This is a genomic window from Thiorhodococcus drewsii AZ1, from assembly GCF_000224065.1.
In the GTDB taxonomy this organism is placed as follows: domain Bacteria; phylum Pseudomonadota; class Gammaproteobacteria; order Chromatiales; family Chromatiaceae; genus Imhoffiella; species Imhoffiella drewsii.
The window spans coordinates 1-21,388 of the sequence record NZ_AFWT01000008.1; the positions used below are offsets into that span (position 1 = coordinate 1).

The 21,388-nt window shown below is 62.0% G+C and carries 22 protein-coding genes; 16 read left to right on the forward strand and 6 right to left on the reverse strand.

What is annotated here, in order from left to right:
- Both THIDRDRAFT_RS24465 and nadB read right to left on the reverse strand, forming a co-directional pair.
- The coding region (locus THIDRDRAFT_RS24465) for a transposase DNA-binding-containing protein (RefSeq protein WP_342610827.1) at positions 1-84 on the reverse strand (84 nt) is incomplete at its 3' end.
- A 220-nt stretch (positions 85-304) separates the two neighbouring features.
- The gene (nadB, locus tag THIDRDRAFT_RS06740; RefSeq protein ID WP_007040071.1) at positions 305-1,933 is read right to left on the reverse strand and encodes an L-aspartate oxidase; all 1,629 of its coding nucleotides are present in this window, start codon (positions 1,931-1,933) and stop codon (positions 305-307) included.
- A 242-nt stretch (positions 1,934-2,175) separates the two neighbouring features.
- On the opposite strand from nadB, the gene rpoE reads away from it, so the two are divergent.
- The 16 genes from rpoE to serS all read left to right on the forward strand — a co-directional run bounded on the left by rpoE (position 2,176) and on the right by serS (position 17,051).
- Positions 2,176-2,754: an RNA polymerase sigma factor RpoE gene (gene rpoE / locus THIDRDRAFT_RS06745; RefSeq protein ID WP_040844157.1), complete on the forward strand. Its 579-nt coding sequence runs from the start codon at positions 2,176-2,178 to the stop codon at positions 2,752-2,754.
- A gap of 125 nt (positions 2,755-2,879) precedes the next feature.
- The gene (locus THIDRDRAFT_RS23655) at positions 2,880-3,437 is read left to right on the forward strand and encodes a sigma-E factor negative regulatory protein (RefSeq protein ID WP_007040073.1); all 558 of its coding nucleotides are present in this window, start codon (positions 2,880-2,882) and stop codon (positions 3,435-3,437) included.
- A 124-nt stretch (positions 3,438-3,561) separates the two neighbouring features.
- Positions 3,562-4,443, forward strand: a complete 882-nt coding sequence (locus THIDRDRAFT_RS06755; protein ID WP_245535791.1) for a MucB/RseB C-terminal domain-containing protein — start codon at positions 3,562-3,564, stop codon at positions 4,441-4,443.
- A gap of 8 nt (positions 4,444-4,451) precedes the next feature.
- Positions 4,452-4,946 carry a SoxR reducing system RseC family protein gene (locus THIDRDRAFT_RS06760; protein ID WP_007040075.1) on the forward strand — a complete coding sequence of 165 codons (495 nt, stop codon included), beginning with the start codon at positions 4,452-4,454 and terminating at the stop codon, positions 4,944-4,946.
- Positions 4,947-4,956: 10 nt separating this feature from the next.
- Positions 4,957-6,384 (forward strand): DegQ family serine endoprotease, encoded by a 1,428-nt coding sequence (locus THIDRDRAFT_RS06765; protein WP_007040076.1) that lies wholly within the window; start codon positions 4,957-4,959, stop codon positions 6,382-6,384.
- Between the two features lie 260 nt (positions 6,385-6,644).
- Positions 6,645-8,447 carry a translation elongation factor 4 gene (gene lepA / locus THIDRDRAFT_RS06770; protein WP_007040077.1) on the forward strand — a complete coding sequence of 601 codons (1,803 nt, stop codon included), beginning with the start codon at positions 6,645-6,647 and terminating at the stop codon, positions 8,445-8,447.
- 36 nt (positions 8,448-8,483) lie between these two features.
- The gene (gene lepB / locus THIDRDRAFT_RS06775) at positions 8,484-9,302 is read left to right on the forward strand and encodes a signal peptidase I (RefSeq protein WP_007040078.1); all 819 of its coding nucleotides are present in this window, start codon (positions 8,484-8,486) and stop codon (positions 9,300-9,302) included.
- Positions 9,303-9,319: 17 nt separating this feature from the next.
- Positions 9,320-9,724, forward strand: a complete 405-nt coding sequence (locus THIDRDRAFT_RS06780; protein WP_007040079.1) for a DUF4845 domain-containing protein — start codon at positions 9,320-9,322, stop codon at positions 9,722-9,724.
- Positions 9,721-10,398 carry a ribonuclease III gene (rnc, locus tag THIDRDRAFT_RS06785; RefSeq protein ID WP_007040080.1) on the forward strand — a complete coding sequence of 226 codons (678 nt, stop codon included), beginning with the start codon at positions 9,721-9,723 and terminating at the stop codon, positions 10,396-10,398. The genes THIDRDRAFT_RS06780 and rnc overlap by 4 nt, the downstream gene beginning before the upstream one ends.
- Positions 10,391-11,314 (forward strand): GTPase Era, encoded by a 924-nt coding sequence (era, locus tag THIDRDRAFT_RS06790; protein WP_007040081.1) that lies wholly within the window; start codon positions 10,391-10,393, stop codon positions 11,312-11,314. Before rnc ends, era begins: the two co-directional genes overlap by 8 nt.
- Positions 11,315-11,359: 45 nt before the next feature.
- Complete coding sequence (gene recO / locus THIDRDRAFT_RS06795) at positions 11,360-12,109, forward strand: DNA repair protein RecO (RefSeq protein WP_007040082.1); 750 nt, start codon at positions 11,360-11,362, stop codon at positions 12,107-12,109.
- Between the two features lie 179 nt (positions 12,110-12,288).
- Complete coding sequence (gene pdxJ / locus THIDRDRAFT_RS06800) at positions 12,289-13,050, forward strand: pyridoxine 5'-phosphate synthase (protein WP_007040083.1); 762 nt, start codon at positions 12,289-12,291, stop codon at positions 13,048-13,050.
- A gap of 95 nt (positions 13,051-13,145) precedes the next feature.
- Positions 13,146-14,378, forward strand: a complete 1,233-nt coding sequence (locus tag THIDRDRAFT_RS06805; RefSeq protein WP_007040084.1) for a GlgC family sugar phosphate nucleotidyltransferase — start codon at positions 13,146-13,148, stop codon at positions 14,376-14,378.
- Positions 14,362-15,105: an endonuclease III domain-containing protein gene (locus THIDRDRAFT_RS06810; RefSeq protein ID WP_007040085.1), complete on the forward strand. Its 744-nt coding sequence runs from the start codon at positions 14,362-14,364 to the stop codon at positions 15,103-15,105. Before THIDRDRAFT_RS06805 ends, THIDRDRAFT_RS06810 begins: the two co-directional genes overlap by 17 nt.
- A gap of 14 nt (positions 15,106-15,119) precedes the next feature.
- Positions 15,120-15,716 (forward strand): class I SAM-dependent methyltransferase, encoded by a 597-nt coding sequence (locus THIDRDRAFT_RS06815; protein ID WP_007040086.1) that lies wholly within the window; start codon positions 15,120-15,122, stop codon positions 15,714-15,716.
- Positions 15,717-15,773: 57 nt separating this feature from the next.
- Positions 15,774-17,051: a serine--tRNA ligase gene (gene serS, locus THIDRDRAFT_RS06820; RefSeq protein WP_007040087.1), complete on the forward strand. Its 1,278-nt coding sequence runs from the start codon at positions 15,774-15,776 to the stop codon at positions 17,049-17,051.
- A gap of 243 nt (positions 17,052-17,294) precedes the next feature.
- On the opposite strand, the gene THIDRDRAFT_RS06825 is transcribed toward serS, so the two are convergent.
- The 4 genes from THIDRDRAFT_RS06825 to THIDRDRAFT_RS06840 all read right to left on the reverse strand — a co-directional run bounded on the left by THIDRDRAFT_RS06825 (position 17,295) and on the right by THIDRDRAFT_RS06840 (position 20,876).
- Positions 17,295-17,786 carry a universal stress protein gene (locus THIDRDRAFT_RS06825; protein WP_007040088.1) on the reverse strand — a complete coding sequence of 164 codons (492 nt, stop codon included), beginning with the start codon at positions 17,784-17,786 and terminating at the stop codon, positions 17,295-17,297.
- Between the two features lie 29 nt (positions 17,787-17,815).
- Positions 17,816-19,216 carry a TRAP transporter large permease gene (locus tag THIDRDRAFT_RS06830; protein ID WP_007040089.1) on the reverse strand — a complete coding sequence of 467 codons (1,401 nt, stop codon included), beginning with the start codon at positions 19,214-19,216 and terminating at the stop codon, positions 17,816-17,818.
- On the reverse strand, positions 19,213-19,758 hold the full coding sequence (locus THIDRDRAFT_RS06835) for a TRAP transporter small permease (RefSeq protein WP_007040090.1): 546 nt from the start codon (positions 19,756-19,758) through the stop codon (positions 19,213-19,215). Before THIDRDRAFT_RS06835 ends, THIDRDRAFT_RS06830 begins: the two co-directional genes overlap by 4 nt.
- 122 nt (positions 19,759-19,880) lie before the next feature.
- Complete coding sequence (locus THIDRDRAFT_RS06840; RefSeq protein ID WP_007040091.1) at positions 19,881-20,876, reverse strand: TRAP transporter substrate-binding protein; 996 nt, start codon at positions 20,874-20,876, stop codon at positions 19,881-19,883.
- Positions 20,877-21,388: the final 512 nt, after the last annotated feature.

The window sequence follows — 21,388 nt, forward strand, 5'->3', positions numbered from 1 at the left end:
AATCGCGCGCCGGTTGCGGCGCGTGTCACCCAGATCAATCGAGGCCAATTCTTCCGACGCCCAGCCCATCGTGTGCTCCAACATGTCTCAGAAAAAATAGTTCGCTATCGTACACTCAGAGTTCTGTGTAATGGGATGCGTTAAGGCTTTGCGTGAGGACTCAAACAAGTGGCTGTGCGCGCTGATACCGACCAGGACCTACTGTCCTGGTCATGCTATTTTCTGGTCGCTCCCGATTCTACATGTTTCCATGGGGCCATTACTCCCTCCTTCTTCTGGGGCCAGAAAATGGCCAAAGTCGAGTTCAATCCTTTTCCTTTGGCTGATAGGTATCCGGAATCAGAATGGTCGGGCCGTGCTGGCTCGGGTCCCTGAAGGGGAAGTCGAGCGTGTAGTGCAGTCCTCGGCTTTCGCGACGGCGCAGCGCAGATTGGATGATGAGGTTCGAGACTTCCTGTAGATTGCGCAGCTCGATGAGGTCGTTGCTGACCCGGAAGTTGCTGTAGTACTCGATGATCTCCTGCGCCAAGAGCTCGGTGCGGCGCTTGGCGCGTCTCAGTCGCTTGTTGGTGCGGACGATTCCGACGTAGTCCCACATGAAGCGGCGCAGCTCCTCCCAGTTGTGGGTGACCACGACCTCCTCGTCGGGTTCGGTGACGCGGCTCTCGTCCCAGTGCGGGACCTCGACCGGGTCCGGGTACCGGTCCATCAGCCGCTCGATGTCCTGCGCGGCCGACTCCGAGTAGACCAGGCATTCCAGCAGCGAATTGCTGGCCATGCGGTTGGCGCCATGCAATCCGGTATAGGCCGTTTCGCCGCTCGCATAGAGACCGAGCAGGTCGGTCCGCGCATGATGGTCGACCATGACCCCGCCACAGGTGTAGTGTGCGGCGGGAACGACGGGGATGGGCTCGCGGGTGATATCGATCCCGAGTTCGAGACAGTGCGCGTGGATGGTGGGGAAATGTTCGACGACGAAGTCCGAGGGGCGATGCGAGATGTCCAGATAGAGGCACTCCGACCCCAAGCGCTTCATCTCATGGTCGATGGCGCGGGCCACGACGTCCCTTGGGGCCAGTTCGGCCCGGGGGTCGAAGCGCGGCATGAAGCGCTCGCCGTCTGGCAGCAGGAGTCTGGCGCCTTCGCCGCGCAGCGCCTCGCTGATGAGAAAGGTGCGGGCCTCCGGGTGATAAAGACAGGTCGGGTGGAACTGCATGAATTCCATGTTGGCCACCCGACAGCCAGCCCGCCAGGCCATGGCGATGCCGTCTCCGGTGGAGACGTCGGGATTGCTGGTATAGAGATAGACCTTGTTGGCCCCGCCGGTGGCCAGGATCACGAAGCGCGCGAGGAAGGTCTCGACCTGGCCGGTTCCGCGATCGAGAATATAGGCCCCCAGGCAGCGATTTTGCTCTTGGCCTGGGTGGTGTCTGGAGGTGATGAGATCGACCGCGATATGTTGTTCGTACAGCGTGACGTTGCTTTTGGCTCGAATTCTGCCCTCAAGGGTGTTGGCGACCGCCGCTCCGGTGGCGTCTGCGGCGTGAACCACGCGACGATGGGTGTGTCCGCCCTCGCGGGTGAGGTGATAGCCGCCGGCCGAGACGAATTCCTCGTCTCGGGTGAACTCGACCCCTTGGTCGAGCAGCCAGCGGATGTTGGCCGGTCCGCGCTCGACGACGAAGCGCACGGCCTCTGGGTCGCAGAGGCCGGCCCCGGCCTTGAGCGTGTCCTGCACGTGCGACTCGATCGAGTCCTTGGCGTCGAGCACGGCGGAGATGCCGCCCTGGGCGTAACGGGTACTGCCTTCGATCAACTCGCGCTTGGACACGACCGCGACCGAGAGGTCGTCGTGCAGTCGCAAGGCGAGACTCAGTCCCGCAGCACCGCTGCCGAGAATGAGAACGTCGTGGCGAAAATAGTTTGCGGACATGGAATCACTCGTATGAAGGGCGGACGCTCTGCCGGCCCCAGGCGGCGGCGGTTCGCCAACTGCTGCGTCGATGGCCTGTCGCCATCCGGTATTTCAAGGGCTTTGCAATCGGGACCTAGGTCAAAATACCGCACTTTATTCGACTCGAATCGGCCGCATCCGTTCGCGGCCCAGAACTTCCCTTTCGGTGGATTGTCCATGCCAACGGAACCCATGGCTAGATGCCATACGGGGCCTGTCCTATGACGGAGCGTCAAACCGACCAAGAATTGGTGGTGCGAGCTCAGTCGGGAGACAAGCGCGCCTTCGACCTGCTGGTCCTCAAATACCAGCAAAAGGTATCTAACCTGATTTCGCGATATCTCAGAGATCCGAGCGAAGTCTTGGACGTGACCCAGGACGCCTTTCTCAAGGCTTATCGTGCACTACCTGGATTTCGCGGCGAGAGTGCCTTCTACACCTGGCTCTATCGGATCGCTGTCAACACGGTCAAGAATCATTTGGTGGCGCAGGGCCGCAGGCCACCGGGAGACGATGTTGAGACCGAGGTGGCCGAGCAGATGGACGGAGGCGGTCGGTTGCGCGATTCCGCGACGCCCGAGCGGGCTCTGCTGACGGACGAGATCGCAAGCACTATTCAGGGAGCGCTCGACGATCTCCCGGAGGATCTGCGCACGGCCATCATGTTGCGCGAATTCGAGGGGATGAGTTACGACGAGATCGCGACGGCGATGGAGTGCCCGATCGGAACCGTCAGATCAAGGATCTTCCGTGCCAGGGAGGCGATCGACAAGCGGCTGCGTCCATTGCTCGAGGCATGAGCGATGTCGTGGTCCAAAACAGACATGGCGATGACTTGCAGGAGGGTCGTCATGGCGACAAGGCTGAGGCGAATACTCGATCTCGATATGACAATGGCATAGATAATCAGCTCAGGCGTAAGACGATGACCGACGAGCACAAACAGCGACTTTCGGAACTTCAGGATGGCGAGCTCGACTCCACAAGCGTAACGCGATTGCTCGATGACTTCGCGTGCGACCCCTCGTTGCGCGGGAGTTGGGAGCGTTACCACCTGATCGGCCAGGCGATCCGAGGAGAACCCCTGGACCTTGAACATCGGCGGATCGCCGATGCCGTTCGGTGCGCATTGGATGCCGAGCCTGTCATTTTGGCGCATCGCCGCAGGCGCTGGCCCGGACGTCACCAATTGCAGCGCGCGGCCGGAATGGCGCTGGCCGCATCGGTTGCCTTCGCGGTATTCCTCATGGGGCCGATGTTCTATCAGGATCTGTTGCAGGACGACCAGCCGGTCGCTTCCTCGCCTCGCTTCGTCGAGCGTGCCGTGGCGCCGGCGTCGACGCAGCGCTGGCATCTCAATCGCCCGGACGTGGCCAATAAGCTCGACCTCTTCCTGGTGACCCACCAAGCGACGGCGCCGACGACAGGGGCCAAGGGCATGCTGCCATATGCGACACTCGTCGGTTATGAACTGCCGCGTTGATCGGCACGGGGGGCTCCGTTTGAGCGGGGCGGCTCTTAGGCGCGCGGTCGTGTGTTTCGGGGTTGGGATCTGTGGTTTCGGGGCTGCGCCCTGGACGTTTGCTGGAGACCAGGGGGCGAGTGAGGTGATCGCCGCACCCTCCGAGGACGTGAGCGCGCTGCTTGCGCGGATGGCCGAGGCGGTGCGCGTTCTGAGTTACGAGGGCACCGTCGTCTATCTGCATGAAAATCGTCTGGATGCCTTGAGTCTGGTGCATCGTGTCGAGAAGGGTCAGGTCCAGGAGCGTCTCATTTCGTTGAGCGGTCCCGTTCAGGCGACCGCCCGCCAGCATGATCGTGTCATGTGCGTGTTGCCCAACGGTCACCCGATCTCGGTCGAAGCCGAGAACGGTCCCGGTTTTCTCGATGCCAAGGGCATCGATCCGACGGTTCTGGGACGCTATTACCGGATCGCGGCGCTCGGGTCCGCGCGAGTTGCCGGACGCGATACGGACGTGGTCGGCATCATCCCGCGTGACAATTTGCGTTATGGATATCAGTTCCATATCGATCGCAAGACGGCCTTGCCGCTCAAGTCCGACCTGATCGATGCCAATCGGGAACCGCTCGAACAGCTGATGTTCACCGCGATCAGTCTGCAACCCTCGGACGGAGAGCCACCACGCGATGGTCCGCCCTCGGTGCGCAATGCGCCGGTCGCTGGGAGCGAGGGTGAGTGGCGTTTCGAGGATCCGCCGGCGGGATTCGATTTGGTGATGCATAACGGCTTGAAACAGACAGACGACTCGACGGTCGAGCATTACCTCTTCACGGATCGCCTCTCGTCCTATTCCGTCTACATCGAGGCGGGTGCTTCGGATGGTTTGGAAGGCTCGGCCAATATCGGCGCCGTGCACGCGGTCGGTCGTCGTGTCGATGGGTATCAGGTGACGGTGGTCGGGGAAGTGCCTCTGGAGACCGTTCAAACCGCTATTGCCGGCGTGCGTCACGTACGCTCGGCGCACTGAGGCGTGAGATGATTGAGCAAGAGGGAACCGTGGTCGCCGTTATCGGGCGGTATGCGCGGGTTCGCACCGAGCGTCGTGGGGCTTGCGGCAATTGTTCAGTGAGCAACGCCTGCGGGACCTCTTTGCTGGAACGTTTCTTCGGACGGCGTCCGGGCGAGCTGACCCTGCTCAATGTGCCGAGTGCCGGCGTCGGCGAGCGGGTCGTGGTCGGGGTCAGCGAGCAGGGCTTGTTGCGCGCCTCGATCGCCGCCTATCTCGTCCCGGTGCTTGCGCTGATCGGCGGAGCGATGGTGGGCGACACCTGGGGTGGCGATTATCGCGGTATCGCGAGTCTCCTAGGCGCGGGTTTGGGGCTGACACTGGCATTGCTTTGGCTGCGTCGCTACAGTGTCTTATCGGTGCGGCACCCAGAGCGCCAGTCATTGATTCTCAAACGACTAGAACCCCATTCGATCGCCGTCGCAGTGCCTGCGGCGCATTGCGAAACGCGCGATCGCGATTAACGGAGCATCCATGCGATCCTCACCCGCCCTGTCACTCGCCTTTATCGCCCTGTTCTGTTGCGCGCTGGCGCCTGGGATGGCCGTCAGTCGCGAACTTCCCGACTTCACTGCGCTCGTTGCGAAGAACGGGCCGGCCGTCGTGAACATCAGTACCAAGCAGACGACGACCGCCACCACGCCCGGCCTGCGCGGCTTTTCGCTTCCGGACCTGCCGGACGACAGCCCGCTCCAGGATTTTTTCCGCCACTTCTTCGGCGAGGAGGGCGATCTTCCGGACGACAACATTCAGGCCCGTTCGCTCGGGTCGGGCTTCATCGTGTCCTCGGACGGTTACGTGTTGACCAACTCGCACGTGGTCGAAAGTGCCGATGAAATCGTGGTACGCACCAGCGACCGCCGCGAATTCGTCGCCACGCTGGTTGGGACCGACAAGCGCAGCGACATCGCGCTTCTCAAAGTGGACGGAACGAATCTGCCCACGGCTCGGATCGGCTCTTCCAAGGATTTGCAGGTCGGCGAATGGGTGCTCGCGATCGGTTCGCCATTCGGCTTCGAGTCCTCGGCGACGGCGGGGATCGTCAGCGCCAAGGGGCGCAGTCTGCCGACCGAAAACTATGTGCCCTTCATCCAGACGGATGTCGCCATCAATCCGGGCAACTCGGGCGGCCCCTTGTTCAACCTCGACGGCGATGTGGTCGGCGTCAACAGCCAGATCTACAGCCGCACCGGCGGCTTCATGGGGTTGTCCTTTGCCATCCCGATCGACGTCGCGATGGACGTGGTCAACCAGCTCAAGACCAAGGGGCGTGTCAGTCGGGGTTGGCTCGGCGTCTTGATTCAGGACGTGACCCGCGAGTTGGCCGAGTCCTTCGGGATGCCTCAGCCGAGGGGGGCGCTGGTGGCCCAGGTGCTGCCGAACAGCCCGGCCGAGGCGGCCGATCTGCGCCCGGGCGACGTCATCCTCAGCTTCAATGGGCGCGACGTGGTCACCTCCAGCACCTTACCGCCGTTGGTCGGCGAGACGGCGGTCGGTGCCGAGGCCAAGTTGCAGGTGTTGCGACGCGGTAAGAAGGTCGATCTGAGCGTGAAGATCGAGGAACTCCCGGATGAGGAGCAGGCCGCATCCCCCGGTCAGGCTCCGCTGGAGGAGCCGGCCAATCGAGTCGGTCTGGTGGTGCGCGATCTGACCGCCGATCAGCGTCAGCAGTTGGGCCTCGCTCAGGGCGGCATCCTGGTCGAGGGCGTGGATCCTGGGCCGGCGGATGATGCCGGAATCGCGCCGGGCGACGTCATTCTCATGTTCGACAATCAGCCGGTTGCGAATGTGTCCGGTTTCAATCAGATCCTGGATGCGGTTTCGCCGGGTAAACCTGTGGCGGTACTCGTGCAACGCGGAGAGAGCCGCATGTTCTACGCTATCAAGGTTCCCAAGAGCTGATTCTGGCTCGGGAGTCATGGATTGTCCGCCGCAAAGGCGGCGGACAATCCGTTCGTTTGATCGCGCCGGATTCCTTCAGGTCTGCTACTATTGCGCGTTCTTCAGCGCGCAGTTTCCTTCGTGATCCGCCGATTCGGACCCGATCTCTTATTTTCCGATGGTCCTCCGAAGGCTCGATCGGCGTTTTCCCATGGACTGCGATCCGTTTCGGCGGCGTCTGGCGTACCGCTTTCACTTGCCTCTGGGCCTCCTGAATATCGATGACCGACCTCAGTCATATCCGCAATTTTTCGATCATCGCTCACATCGATCATGGAAAGTCGACGATCGCCGATCGTTTCATCCAGATCAGTGGGGCACTCAGCGATCGTGAGATGTCCAGCCAGGTGCTGGACTCCATGGACCTGGAGCGCGAGCGAGGCATCACTATCAAGGCGCAGAGCGTGACGCTCGACTTCCGTGCGCACAACGGCGAGATCTATCAGCTCAACTTCATCGACACCCCCGGGCATGTCGACTTCTCCTACGAGGTCTCGCGTTCCCTGGCGGCCTGCGAGGGTGCGCTGCTGGTGGTCGATGCCGCGCAAGGCGTCGAGGCCCAGAGCGTGGCCAATTGCTATACGGCGATCGAGCAGGGGCTGGAGGTGATTCCGGTTCTCAACAAGATCGATCTGCCCTCCGCCGAGCCCGAGCGGGTCATCAACGAGATCGAAGAGATCATCGGTCTGGAGGCCCAGGACGCCCTGCGTGTCAGCGCCAAGACGGGGGAGGGCATTCCCGATCTGCTGCAGATGCTGGTCGAGCGGGTTCCCCCGCCGCAAGGCGACGTGGATGCACCGCTGCAGGCGCTCATCATCGACTCCTGGTTCGACCCCTATGTCGGCGTGGTCTCGCTGGTGCGGGTCGTCAATGGCACCATCCGTCGCCGCGACAAGATTCTCATCATGTCGACCGGTCGATCCTTTCAGGCTGACAACGTCGGTGTCTTCACGCCGAAGAAGACCGAGCGCGAGCGTCTGTCGGCGGGCGAGGTCGGCTATCTCATCGCCGGCATCAAGGAAATCGACGGTGCCCCGGTGGGCGACACCATCACGTTGGCCGACCGTCCCGCGCAGAAGCTGCCCGGATTCAAAGAGGTCCGACCTCGGGTGTTCGCCGGTCTCTATACGGTCGTTTCGGATGATTACGAAGACCTGCGCGAGGCATTAGGCAAGCTGCGTCTGAACGATGCGGCATTGAATTACGAGCCCGAGGTGTCCCAGGCGCTCGGATTCGGTTTCCGTTGCGGCTTCCTCGGTATGCTGCACATGGAGATCATCCAGGAGCGGCTGGAGCGCGAATACAATCTGGATCTCATCACCACCGCACCGACCGTGGTCTACGAGGTGCTGTGCACGGACGAGGAGGTGATCCGCATCGACAATCCGTCCGATCTGCCCGACTCGGGCAAGATTCGCGAGGTCCGTGAGCCCATTATCGAGGCGCATATCCTGGTGCCCCAGGACTATCTGGGCGCCGTGATCACGCTCTGTATCGAAAAGCGCGGGGTCCAGAAGCAGATTCATTATGTCGGCGGCCAGGTTCAGGTGACCTACGACCTGCCGATGAGCGAGGTGGTGCTCGACTTCTTCGATCGCCTCAAGTCCTGCAGCCGGGGGTTCGCCTCCTTCGAGTACGAATTCAAGCATTTCCAGTCGTCCGATCTGGTCAAGCTCGACATCCTCATCAATGGCGACAAGGTGGATTCACTGTCCTCCATCGTCCACCGCTCACTGTCGCAGTCGCGCGGACGCGATGTGACGGAGCGCATGAAGGAAATCATCCCGCGCCAGATGTTCGAGGTGGCGATCCAGGCGGCGATCGGCTCCAAGGTCATCGCTCGGACCACGGTGAAGGCGCTACGCAAGAACGTGACCGCCAAGTGCTATGGCGGAGACGTCTCTCGTAAGCGCAAGCTGCTGGAGAAGCAGAAAGAGGGCAAGCGCCGCATGAAGCAGGTCGGCAAGGTGGATATTCCACAGGAGGCCTTCCTTGCCGTGCTGCAATCGGGCAAAGATAATTGATCCCTTGGAATTGAGAACTAAGTGACAGAGTCGACCATGACCTTTGATTTTCCGGCTTTTTTGGTGTTGGCGTCCTTTCTGACCGGCGGTATTTGGCTGGTCGACGCCCTCGTTTTCGCCCCGCGGCGGCGTAAAGCGGTCGAGGCGGGCACGCCCTACAAGGAGCCGGTCCTGGTCGAGTATGCCCGCTCCTTCTTTCCCGTGATCTTCGCGGTACTCATCCTGCGCTCCTTTCTGGTGGAGCCTTTTCGGATTCCGTCCAACTCGATGATGCCGACCCTGTTGACCGGCGATTTCATCCTGGTCAACAAATTCTCGTACGGTCTGCGTCTGCCGGTGCTCAACGCCAAGTTCCTCGACCTCGGTGAGCCGCATCGCGGCGATGTGGTGGTCTTTCGGTATCCGCTGGATCCCAAGGTCGACTACATCAAGCGCGTCATCGGTCTGCCTGGAGATAAGGTCTACTATCGCAACAAGACGGTGCTGGTGAACGATCAACCGATGGCACAGCTGCCGGTCGGCGAGTACACCGGCGTTGGCTCGGGACGAGAGATGACCGGTGCGCGAGAGGCGCTGGAAAGTCTCGATGGAGTCGATCACAGCATTTTGACGCGCCCTGCCGCGCCCGATCTTCCCTTCGGTTGCCGGGTCCTCGCGCATGGCCCCGTCGTCGTGCCGCCCGGGCATTACTTCGTGATGGGGGACAATCGGGACAACAGCAACGACAGCCGCTGCTGGGGGTTCGTCCCCGAGGAAAATCTGGTCGGCAAGGCATTCGGTATCTGGATGCATTGGGACGGACAGCGTGACGGCTTCCCGATCGCCTGGTCGCGTTTGGGGAGCGCAATCGATTGATTTCGGAGCATGTCGATATGTCGAGTTCATGGGTTGGTGTTTCGCGCCTGGGGCCATCGCGTCAGGCCGGCTTGGGTCTGTTCGGTTTCATCTTTGTGATCGGGTTGGCCGCCTTTTTCGTGACGATTCTCTTGAAGGTCGGTCCGACCTATCAGAATTTCTGGACCGCCCGCACTATCTTGCATGAGGTCGCGAGTCCCAACCAAACGATCGAGGGCGGTGCGCGAGGTATCGCGAGCGCCATTGGAAAGCGTTTGGATATCAACATGATGTCGTTTCCGACTCAGAAGGAGTTCACGATCAAGAAGCTCGACAGCAAGACCTATCAGGTGACGCTCGACTACGAGCAGCGCGTGCATCTCTTCTTCAACGTCGATGCCGTAACAAGCTTCAAAGACCAGGTGGAAGTCCAGACCCAGTGAACGCTGATCCACGCCGCCTCGCACAGGCATTGGGGCATTTTTTTGAGCAGGGCGGTTTGCTCGAACAGGCGTTGACGCATCGCAGCGTCGGACCCACGAATAACGAGCGGCTCGAATTTCTGGGCGACGCGCTGATTGGGTTCGTGATCGCGGAGACGCTCTGTCTGCGCTTCCCTCAGGCCGACGAGGGCACGCTGAGTCGGCTGCGGGCCTCGCTGGTGAAGCGAGAATCGCTCGCCAAGCTCGCGCGTGGATTGAAGCTCGGGGACTACCTGCGTCTCGGTGCGGGCGAGCTGCGTACGGGCGGCCATGCGCGCGACTCGATTCTGGCCGACGCGCTCGAGGCCGTGTTCGGCGCCGTCTATCTGGATGGCGGCTTCGATGCCGCGCGTAAGGTGGTGCTGAATCTGTTCGCGGGTCGTTTGGAGCAGACGGATGCCGCGCATGCCGGAAAGGATCCCAAGACGCGTCTCCAGGAGTGGCTGCAGTCGCGCAAGCGTCCGCTCCCCGAGTATGTGGTGCTCTCGATCGGCGGCAATCAGCACGATCAAACCTTTACCGTGAGCTGTTTGCTCAACGACCTCAACGAAAGCACCCGGGGCGAGGGCACGAGCCGGCGTCGAGCCGAGCAGGCCGCCGCGCAGGCGATGCTGGAGAAAATCGAGAATGCCTGAATCCAACACCGGGTCCGCTGTCGGACGTTGTGGCTACGTTGCCATCGTCGGGCGTCCGAATGTCGGCAAATCGACCCTATTGAATCGCATTCTGGGTCAAAAGCTGGCGATTACCTCGCATAAGGCGCAGACTACGCGGCATTCGATTCTGGGAATCAAGACCCGTCCCGAGGGCCAGATCCTCTTCGTCGATACGCCCGGCATCCATCAGCGCGGAGGAAGCGCGCTCAATCGTTATCTGAATCGCTCCGCGCGGGCCAGTCTCGCCGATACGGATCTCGCGCTCCTCGTTGTCGAGGCGTTGCGCTGGACCGATGAGGACCGCGATGCACTGGAGGCGATCGTCAAGGCCGGCGTTCCGGCGATCGCCGTCATCAACAAGGTCGACCGGGTCGCCGACAAGACGTCTCTGCTGCCCTATCTGCAGACGCTCTCCGAGCGGCATTCCTTTCTGGCCCTGTTTCCCGTATCGGCGAGCCGAGGGGATCAGATCGAGGCGCTGGAGCAGTCGGTGATCGAGGCCCTGCCCGAGGCGCCGCCAGTGTTTCCCGAGGACCAGGTCACGGATCGCTCCGAGCGCTTCTTCGCCGCCGAACTGGTGCGCGAACAGCTGATGCAGCGCTATGGCGAGGAATTGCCCTATCGCACCACGGTGGAGATCGAGCGCTTCGAGGAACAGGACGGTCGTTATCGCATCCATGCTCTGATCTGGGTCGAGCGTTCGAGCCAGAAGGCGATCATCATCGGCAAGCAGGGCGAGGCGTTGAAGGCGGTCGCGAGCCAGGCGCGCCAAGAGATGCAGAAGCTCTTCGATTGCTCGGTCCATTTGGATGTCTGGGTCAAGGTCAAGAAGAGCTGGTCGAGCGACGAGGCCGCCATCGCGAGCCTCGGCTACGGCAACAACGAGGATCACTAAGCCAGTCGCTGGGCCAGATCGCGGCTCTTGCGTATCCGGGGCGACATGAGCGGATGTCCCGCAGCCTATCAGGGCGGACTCTCGCCCGCCTTCGTGCTGCATCGGCGCGATTACAGCAACACGAGCCTGCTGGTCGATCTCTTCGTCGAGGGTCGTGGACGCTTCCCCGCCGTCTGCAAGGGCGCGCGACGTCCACGTAATCCGGCGAGCGCCTTGCTGCAGCCGTTTCAGCCGCTCTGGCTGGACGCGACCGGACGCGGCGAGGTGCGGACCCTAACCCGTGTCGAGTCCGATGGACCTCCCTTGCCGCTGACTGGCGAGGCGCTATTGGGCGCCTTTTATCTCAATGAACTGCTGATGCGCTTGCTCGGTCGGGACGATCCGCATGACCGGCTCTTCGACGTCTACCGGGGCGCGCTTCTCGGCTTGGCCGGCGGGCTCGATTTGGAAACCCTGCTGCGACGCTTCGAACTCGACCTGCTCCGAGAACTCGGATATGGCCTGAGTCTGGATCGGGAGATGGCCGGCGACGCCGTGATAGCCGATGCCTGGTATCTGGTCGAGTTGGAAGAGGGCGTACGTCGGGTCGAGTCGGACAGCGACGGACCGCTAGTCTCGGGTCGGACCCTGATCGCGCTGGCGCGCGGAGAGACGCTCGAACATGCGCCGAGGCGCGAGGCACGCGCGTTGCTGCGACGCATGCTGGCCCCACATCTTGGCGATCGTCCACTCAGAAGCCGCGAACTCTATCTCCAATGGCACGGTGCCAAGCCACGTGCAGGGCTTGGCGACTGATCTTCGGTGCCGTTTTACACTCAGCTGGTAGCTGGTAGCTGGTAGCTGGTAGCTGGTAGCTGGTAGCTGGTAGCTGGTAGCTGGTAGCTGGTAGCTGGTAGCTGGTAGCTGGTAGCTGGTAGCTGGTAGCTGGTAGCTGGTAGCTGGTAGCCCATTACTTTAAGGAGCCTCCGGATCTCATGTCATCCGATCAGATTGCGTTGTCCGCCAAGCCGGGCGAAGTTTTGCTCGGCATCAACATCGATCATGTCGCGACCCTGCGTCAGGCGCGTGGCACGCGCTATCCAGAGCCCATTCAGGCGGCGTTGGTCGCCGAGCAGGCGGGCGCCGACGCGATTACCCTGCATCTGCGCGAGGATCGTCGTCACATCCAAGATCGCGATGTGGAACTGCTGCGAGGAATCCTGCAGACCCGTATGAATCTCGAAATGGCGGCGACCGTCGAGATGGGCGATATTGCCTGTCGCCTGCGGCCCGCAGACTGCTGCCTGGTCCCCGAGCGGCGCGAGGAGCTGACGACCGAGGGCGGCCTGGACGTCGCGGGAAATCAGCCCTATCTGACCGATTTCTGCGCGCGGCTCGCGGAGGCCGGTGTGCGGGTATCGCTCTTCATCGACGCCACCCCGGCCCAGCTGGAGGCGGCCCATGCCGTTGGCGCACCCGTGGTCGAGATCCATACCGGACACTATGCGGACGCCGAGACCCCGGAGGCGCGCACCGCCGAGTTGGATCGGGTCCGCCAGGCGGTGGAGCTGGGGCGCTCGCTGGGGTTGCAGGTCAACGCCGGCCACGGGCTCGACTATCACAACGTCAAGGCGATTGCCGCCATTGAGGGTGTGCGCGAACTCAACATCGGTCACTCGATTATCGCGCGTGCGGTCTTCTCAGGGCTCGACAGTGCCGTGCGAGATATGAAACATCTCATCAATTCCCAGACTTGAGCGGTCCGTCTGACCGCAGCGCTGGTCTTGGGGCGCTTCTCCCCGCTAGACTGTGACGCTTGGCTCAACCGTCCAGCCCTATCCGACGAAAACTCATGTCCGCCGATACACTGATCCTCGTTCTCGCCATCGACCGTGGCGTTGGTCCAGAGCCGCTGACGCTCCACCGCACCAAGGCGGCGGTGCCCTTCGGTGGCAAGTATCGCGTCATCGACTTCACGCTCGCCAACTGTCTGCATTCCGGATTGCGGCAGGTGCTGGTGCTCACGCAGTACAAAAGTCACTCGCTGCACAAACATCTGCGCGATGCCTGGTCCATTTTCAATCCCGAGTTGGGCGAATTCATCACTGCGGTTCCGCCGCAGATGCTTCGCGCGCAGGAATGGTATGCCGGCCCCTTCGATGCGATTCGTCAAAATCGCTATCTGATCGAGCGCAATCGGGCAAGCCAGGTGCTGGTCGTCGATGGTGGTGCCATCTATCGAATGGATTACGCCGAGCTGGCGCGGTCGCATGCCGAGAGTCAGGCGCCCATTACGGTTGCGATGCGTGCCGTGCCAGGAGCCGGATCCGCGACCCAGGCGCGCTTGACGCTCGACGCGCACGAGCGGATCACCGAAATCCTCCCGCCGACCTGTCAGGGACAGGATGAACGTGCTGACCCGGGCGCGGAAGACGCAGAGCATTTCGAGTCCATGGGGGTCTATCTCTTCGACAAGGATTTCCTGCTCCAAGAACTCGATCGCATCGAGGTCGGAGCGCGTCCCGACCAGGATCTGGCGCTGGACATCATCGCCCCACTGGTCTCCGAGCAGTCGGTGCTCGGCTATCGCTTCGGTCAGGCCAGGGGCCGCGTGACGCCGGATCGCTATTGGTGCGACCTCGCGACCGTCGATGCCTATTACCGGGCGAATATGCAGTTGCTGCGCGCCGAGCCGCCGATCGATCTCTATCAGGCCGACTGGAACATCCATACCTATCAGGGGCAGTATCCTCCGGCACGGACGGTTCCGGGGCCGGCGACGGGAACCGAGGGTGTCTTCGTCAACTCGATGCTGGCGGCCGGAACCGTGATCAGCGGCGGCGGCGTGAATCACTCCATCCTGTATCCCTGCGTTCAGGTCAAGGATGGTGCGATCGTCGAGGCATCCATCCTCTTCGACGGCGTTCAGGTCGGAGAGGGCGCCCATCTGAATCGCTGTATCGTCGAAAAGGATGTCGTGATCCCGCCGCGCGAACAGATCGGATTCGATCCAAAGCTGGATCGCGAACGTTTCACCCTGTCCGAGGAAGGGATCGTGGTGGTGACGCATGGGGTGTGGGATTAGTCGCAGTCGGTCGGGGCGAGGCGGCCTTGGCTCGGGTGACGAGGTCAGGCTCGACCCGAATCGGGTGCGCAGCGTCTACTCGAATCTGCTCGCGGCCTACGGTCGGCAAGGGTGGTGGCCGGCCGATACGTCCTTCGAGGTCATGGTCGGCGCGGTGCTCACCCAGAATACCGCCTGGACCAATGTCGAGCGGGCCTTGGGGCGTCTGGCTGAACGCATCGATTTGAGCGCGGAGTCGATCCTGTCGCTCGATGTGGAAGCATTGGCGGATGCATTGCGTCCGGCGGGCTATTTCAATCTCAAGGCCCAACGGTTACGCGACTTCTGCAGTTTCTATGTCGCCTCCGGCGGCCTGGATGCACTGAGTCGGATCGAGACGGACAGGCTGCGCGACCAGCTCCTGGCCGTGAAGGGAATCGGCCCGGAGACCGCCGATGATATGCTGCTCTATGCCTTCGATCGGCCCGTCTTCGTGGTCGACGCCTATACCAGGCGTCTGTTCTCGCGGCTGGGCCAGCTTTCGGGCGACGAGGGATACGAAGGGATTCGGGCCGCCTTCGAGGCCGTGCTCGGTCCTGACGTCGCGATGCTCAAGGAGTACCATGCGCTCCTCGTGCGTCATGCCAAAGAGGCATGTCGGAGCCGCCACCCCCGCTGTTCGACCTGCTCTCTGCGTTCAGACTGCCCCGCCGGTTTGGACGCGTTTCCCTTAACACAAGGCGATTGAACGAAGGACGACCCATGCCCCGAGTCGACAACGAGGCCTTCTATAGTAGCGCCCTGATCGCCCACGGCGAGACTGCCGAGGGCGTGCATTGGAACTCCACCGAGTCGCAGGAGGTTCGCTTTCGGGTCCTGCGCTCGCTGTTGCCGGACGATCTCTCCGGCTTGACGCTGGCCGATGCCGGTTGCGGGTTCGGGGATCTCTACTGCTATCTCGAGCGTCATGGCGAGCGGCCCGAGCGCTACATCGGTCTGGATGTCATGGAGCCGATGGTGCAAGCGGCGCGCAAGCGTACCGGTTGCGAGATCCGCGTCTGCGACATCATCGGTGATCGGCTGCCGTCGGCCGACTATTACCTCTGCAGCGGCGCCATGAACACCCTGACGCGCGAGGAGACCGAGGCGTTCATCCGCAAGTGCTACGAGGCCAGCACGCATGGTTTTCTGTTCAATCTGCTGAAAGGCTGGAATACCTCGCCCATCTACAACCTGTATCTACCGCGTGAGATCAAGCGTCTCGGGCTCGACATGGAGGCCGAGGTGGAGATCCGCGAGGGGTATCTGTCCGGGGATTTCTCGGTCGCCTTCATCAAGCCGCGCCCCGACGCGTCCTGATCGGGGCACGGACTCTCTTCGTGCGATAGATATCTGCATTTTTCTAAGGAATCGATCATGTTAGACCCCCGTTTGCTGCGTACCGACCTCGCATTGGTTGTGCAACAGCTTGCCCGTCGCGGCTTCGCCTTCGACACATCCCGCTTCGAGTCGCTCGAATCCGAGCGCAAGGATCTACAGGTCCAGGTCCAGGATTTGCAAAATCAGCGCAACACGCGCTCCAAGGCGATCGGCAAGGCCAAGGCCGCAGGCGAGGACATCCAGCCCCTGCTCGCCGAGGTCTCGGATCTGGGCGATCGGCTCAAGGCCGCCGATGCGCGCCTCGCCGAGATCCAGCAGGAGGTGAGCGCCATCAGCCTGGGTCTGCCCAATCTGCCCGACGCCAGCGTTCCAGAGGGGCGCGACGAATCGGCCAACCGCGAGGAACGCCGTTGGGGCGAGCCGCCGACATTCGATTTCACCCCCAAGGATCATGTCGACATCGGCGCCATCAACGGCTGGATGGATTTCGACCTGGCCGCCAAGGTGACCGGATCGCGTTTCGTGGTGCTCTCCGGGCCCATGGCGCGTCTGCATCGCGCCCTGATTCAGTTCATGCTCGACACTCACACCACCGAGCACGGTTACACCGAGACCTATGTCCCCTATCTGGTCAACGCGGACAGCCTTCAGGGCACGGGTCAGTTGCCCAAGTTCGAGGCCGATCTGTTCAAGGTGCCGGGCGAGCGCGATCTCTATCTGATCCCGACCGCCGAGGTGCCCGTCACCAATCTGTCGCGCGATCTCATCATCGAGGCCGATGCGCTGCCGCGCAAATGGGTGGCCCATACCCCGTGCTTCCGCAGCGAGGCCGGTTCCTACGGCAAGGACACCCGAGGCATGATCCGCCAGCACCAGTTCGAGAAGGTGGAGCTGGTCCAGCTGGTGCGCCCCGAGGAGTCCATGCAGGCGCTGGAGGCGCTCACCGGGCATGCCGAGACCATCCTTCAGAAGCTCGGTCTGGCTTACCGGGTCGTGACGCTTTGCACCGGCGACCTCGGCTTCGGATCGCGCAAGACCTACGACCTGGAGGTCTGGCTGCCGGGTCAGCAGACCTATCGCGAGATCTCCTCCTGCAGCAACTACGGCGACTTCCAGGCGCGGCGTCTGCAGGCGCGCTGGCGCAACCCCGAGACCGGCAAGCCGGAGCTGGCCCATACCCTCAACGGCTCGGGTCTGGCGATCGGTCGCACCCTGGTCGCCGTGCTGGAGAACTATCAGCAGGCCGACGGCAGCGTCCTCATCCCCGAGGCGTTGCGGCCCTACATGGGTGGGTTGGAGCGTCTCGGCGCCTGATGTCTCAGTGTTGACCGCGTGAGCGCCCTCGGTGAGGGCGTGCGGAGGACGAGAAAGGAAGCCCGTGGCCCAAGGCGCGGGCTTCCTTTCGAGTGCTTGCGGGTGGTTTCACCTTGAGTGAGGGGCGGGCAGGACGTTTCTGTCCTGTGTTTCAGCGTCCTTGCGTGGATGTCTCGTCGAAGCGCGCGTTCGGCTGGGCCTGTCGTCCATGGACAGACCCAGCCTGCGCTCCGTTCGCTCGGTTTAATGCGTTAGATTCGGGACCAACAGCACGGGGATGTGGCTGTGCTGCAGAACCTTACGGGCGGTCGAGCCTATCGCGGCATGTCCGAGGAGTGAGTGGGTACAGCTGCCCATGACGATCAGGTCGGCGTGCCGACTCTCGGCAGTGCGGATGATTTCCTCTGACGGCAGACCGGTCGCAACCTCCAGCGCCTCGACGATCTCCGATTCGAGCTTGTTGGCGGTGAGTTCCTCGGCGCAGAACTTGGCCAGGCGCTTGTGCATGGTCGCCAAAACGTCCTTCAGCGCGTCACGCTCGATCGTATGTACATCCACGTCCGGCAGATAGGCACCGATCACGGCGCGTCCCGTATTTCCCAACGGTTCGACGACGTGCAGCATGGTGATGCGCGCACCGGTCTTCTCGGCCAGCGCGACGGCGTTGCGGAACACCGGACGGGTATAGCGCCCGATGTCCGTCGCGTACAGGATGTGCGTGTAGTTTGGCAGCATGCGTATCGATCCTATGTCTAACTCTTCGATCAGTTATAACCCTGCAATTTATCGATGTATTCCGGAAGGAACAGCGAAATTTGCGGGACGTAGGTGATCAGCATGAGGAAGCCGAGCAGCAGGAGCATCCAGGGCAGGACTGCCTTGATGACCCAGCCGATACTCTCTCCCGTGATGCCGGCGGTGACGAACAGATTGAGCCCGACCGGTGGCGTCAGCATCCCGATCTCCATATTCACGACCATGATGATGCCGAGATGGATGGGATCAATCCCCAGGTGCATGGCGATGGGAAAGAGGATAGGCGCCATGATCAGCAGGATTGCCGAGGGTTCCATGAAGTTGCCGGCCATGAGCAGCAGCAGATTGACCACGATGAGGAACATCCAGGGCGAAAGTCCCCATTCGACGATGGCCTCGGCGATCTGGTGCGGGATGCGCTCCGTGGTCAGCACATGCGCGAACAGCATCGCGTTGGCGATGATGAAGAGCAGCATGATGGAGACCTTGGCGGCGTCCAGCACCACTTTGCGGACCTCCGGGTGGGCGAAGCTCTGGGGGAGGGCCAGCAGCACCTGCCAGCTATTGCGCACGAGTAGATGGCCGAATCCCTCGCCCTTCTCGCGCCAGGGGATCGTCTTGAGCGGGCCCATGTCGCGATAGCCGATGACGGCGACCAGGAAGGCATAGACCGCCGAGACCGCCGCCGCTTCGGTCGGGCTGGCGACGCCGCCGTAAATGGAGCCGAGCACGATGACGATCAGCAGAATGCCGCCCGAGGCGCTGAAGCCCGAGCCGAGGATCTCGCGCAGTCCGGGCCAGGGCTGCGAGGGCAGTTTCTTGACGCGGGCGACCACATAGATGGCCAGCATCAGTAGCAGCCCCATCATGAGTCCGGGGACGAATCCGGCCATGAACATGCGTGCCGCCGAGACCTCGGTCGCCGCCGCATAGACCAGCATGACGATCGAGGGCGGAATGAGGATGCCCAGGGTGCCCGCGTTGGTGATGACCCCGGCGGCGAATTCCTTGGGATAGCCCGAGCGCACCATACCGGCGATAACGATGGTACCGATGGCCGCGACGGTGGCCGGCGAGGATCCGGAGACCGCAGCGAACAGCATGCAGGCGAGCACCGAGGCCATCGCCAATCCGCCCTTGATATGGCCGACCACGGCGGTGGCAAAGCGGATCAGACGCTTGGCCACGCCCCCGGTCGAGAGGAAGGCCGAGGACAGGATGAAGAAGGGGATCGCCAACAGCGTGTAGTGGCCGGACAGCGATTCGAACAGCTTGAGCGTGATCGAGGCCAGCGAGTCGTTCGAGAACAGCAGGATGGTGACGATGCTGGAGAACCCGAGGGCGATGGCGACCGGCACGCCGAGCAGCATGCAGCCGAACAGAAGCAGGAAGAGCGTCGCGGTGGTCATGCCTTGATCTCCTCGCGCTGGATTTCCTCGGCCAGATGCATGCTTTCCTTGGCCTCATCGGTTTGGTTGAAGCCGTTCGCCTTGCCGGTGATCACGGACCACAGCAGGATCAACAGCCGGATCGAAAGGAAGACGATTCCAATCAGCAGGATGCTTTGCGCGATCCAGGTCGGAACCGGGATGTCCTCCAGCTCGATACCGATGCGCTTCATCTTGCCGAGATAGATCCAGGATCCGTAGATGAAGAGCCCGCAGTAGCCGAGCGAGAGCAGGATGGCCAGCGTACTGATGAAGCGCTGGCCCAGCGGCGAGAAGAGCCTGACGAAGGCATCGACACCGATATGGGCGCCGACCTTGAGTCCGTAAGACGCCCCGAACAGGACGAACCAGGCGGACAGATAGAGGGTGCCTTCCTGGCCCCAGGTCAATCCGGTGTTGAATACGAAGCGCATGATCACCTCGACGAATACCAGTAGCGTCATGGCGACTAGCAGCAACGAGATGATGGCCTCTTCGGTCTTGTTGAGTAGGCGAAGCAGCATGTCAAAGATCCAAGCTGGGTGGGCGAATGTGTCTCGGGGCGGTTATCACGCCCCGAGACGCCCGTGGAGCAGGCGCCAGCCGCCTGCTCCGTTCGCGGAAGGTCGGTCGAGACCGACGCGAATCAGCGACGATTCGCTGCGTAGGCCGCGTCGATGAGCTCGGCGCCGATGTCCTTCTCGAACTTCTTCCACACCGGCTTCATCGCCTGCACCCACTGGGCACGTTCCTCGGGGCTCAGCTCGATGACCTCGCTGCGCTTGGAGTCGATGATTGCTTGGCGGTCCTGGATGCCTTTATCGCGCGCGATCTGGTTGCCGTAGATGATGGCCTCGTCCAGTGCGCTCTTGAGTTCGCTACGCAGATCTTCGGGCAGGCCCATCCAGAACTCGGTCGAGGTCACGACCAGATAGTCGAGCAGGCCGTGATTGGTCTCGGTGATATAGGGCTGGACCTCGAAGAACTTCTTGGAATAGATGTTGGACCAGGTGTTCTCCTGGCCGTCGATCGCCTTGGTCTGGAGCAGGGTGAAGACCTCGGAGAAAGGCTTCTTCAGCGGGGTGGCGTCGATGGCCTCGAACTGGGCCTCAAGCACAGGCGAGGACATGATGCGGAACTTGAGTCCCTTGGCATCGGCCGGAACGCGCAGCGGCTGGCTGGAGCTGAGTTGCTTCATGCCGTTGTGGAGATAGCCCAGACCGATCAACCCCTTCTTCTTCATGGAGTGCATCATGGACTGGCCCTTTTCGCTCTGCTGAAAGCGGTCGACCGCGTCCAGATCCTCGAACAGGAAGGGCAGGTCGTAGAGGGCGAGCAGATCCGTGTAGCGGCTGAACTTGGACAGTGCCGGGGCGGCGAGCTGAACGTCGCCGAGCTGCATGGCCTCAAGCACGTTGTCGTCACCGAAGAGCTGCGAGTTCGGATAGACCTCGACCATGACCCGGTCGCCCATACGTTCCGCGACCAGCTCCTTGAACTTGTTCGCCATCTTGCCCTTCGGCGTGTTCTCGGCGACGACGTGCGAGAACTTGATGACGATCGGCTCGTCGGCTGCGTTGGCCAGGCCGACCATGAGCGTAGAAGCTGCGGCGAGCGCGAATGCGGCTAGGGTACGTTTCATGCGTGTGTCCTCACGTGAGTTGTGTGGTGATTCGCCGATCCGTTTGGATCCCGCTTACGTAAGCAAAGGATGGGCCAGCAGAGTCGAGAGTGGTCAGATCCCTGAGGAGTCGGGGGTTAGCCGCGATGCACGACGAGGTGGCTGCATCCGTGATGGGTGAGAATCCACCCATATCTTCGGATCTGGAGGCGGGAATCCGCCGATGTGTGCGTGTCTGGGAGTTCAGTAGCGTCGACGACTGGCGCGGTAACCCCAGGTGTCAAGTCCCCGCAGCCCGCGTAGGGCGCAATAGCGATAGCGTATTGCGCCGTATGGTTGGCAGGCTGCTTACCCCAAGAGACAACGAGCGCGGCATGTCCCTTGCCCGTCAAACTGCGTCTTTGTGTCACTCACCGGATGGAACTGTGCCAATGTCCTTTCGGCGCAATACGCTGCGCTATTGCGCCCTACGACCCTGATGAGATGTCGGCAATAGACCGATTGAGAGCTGTGGCGACCGCTACCGAGCCGCA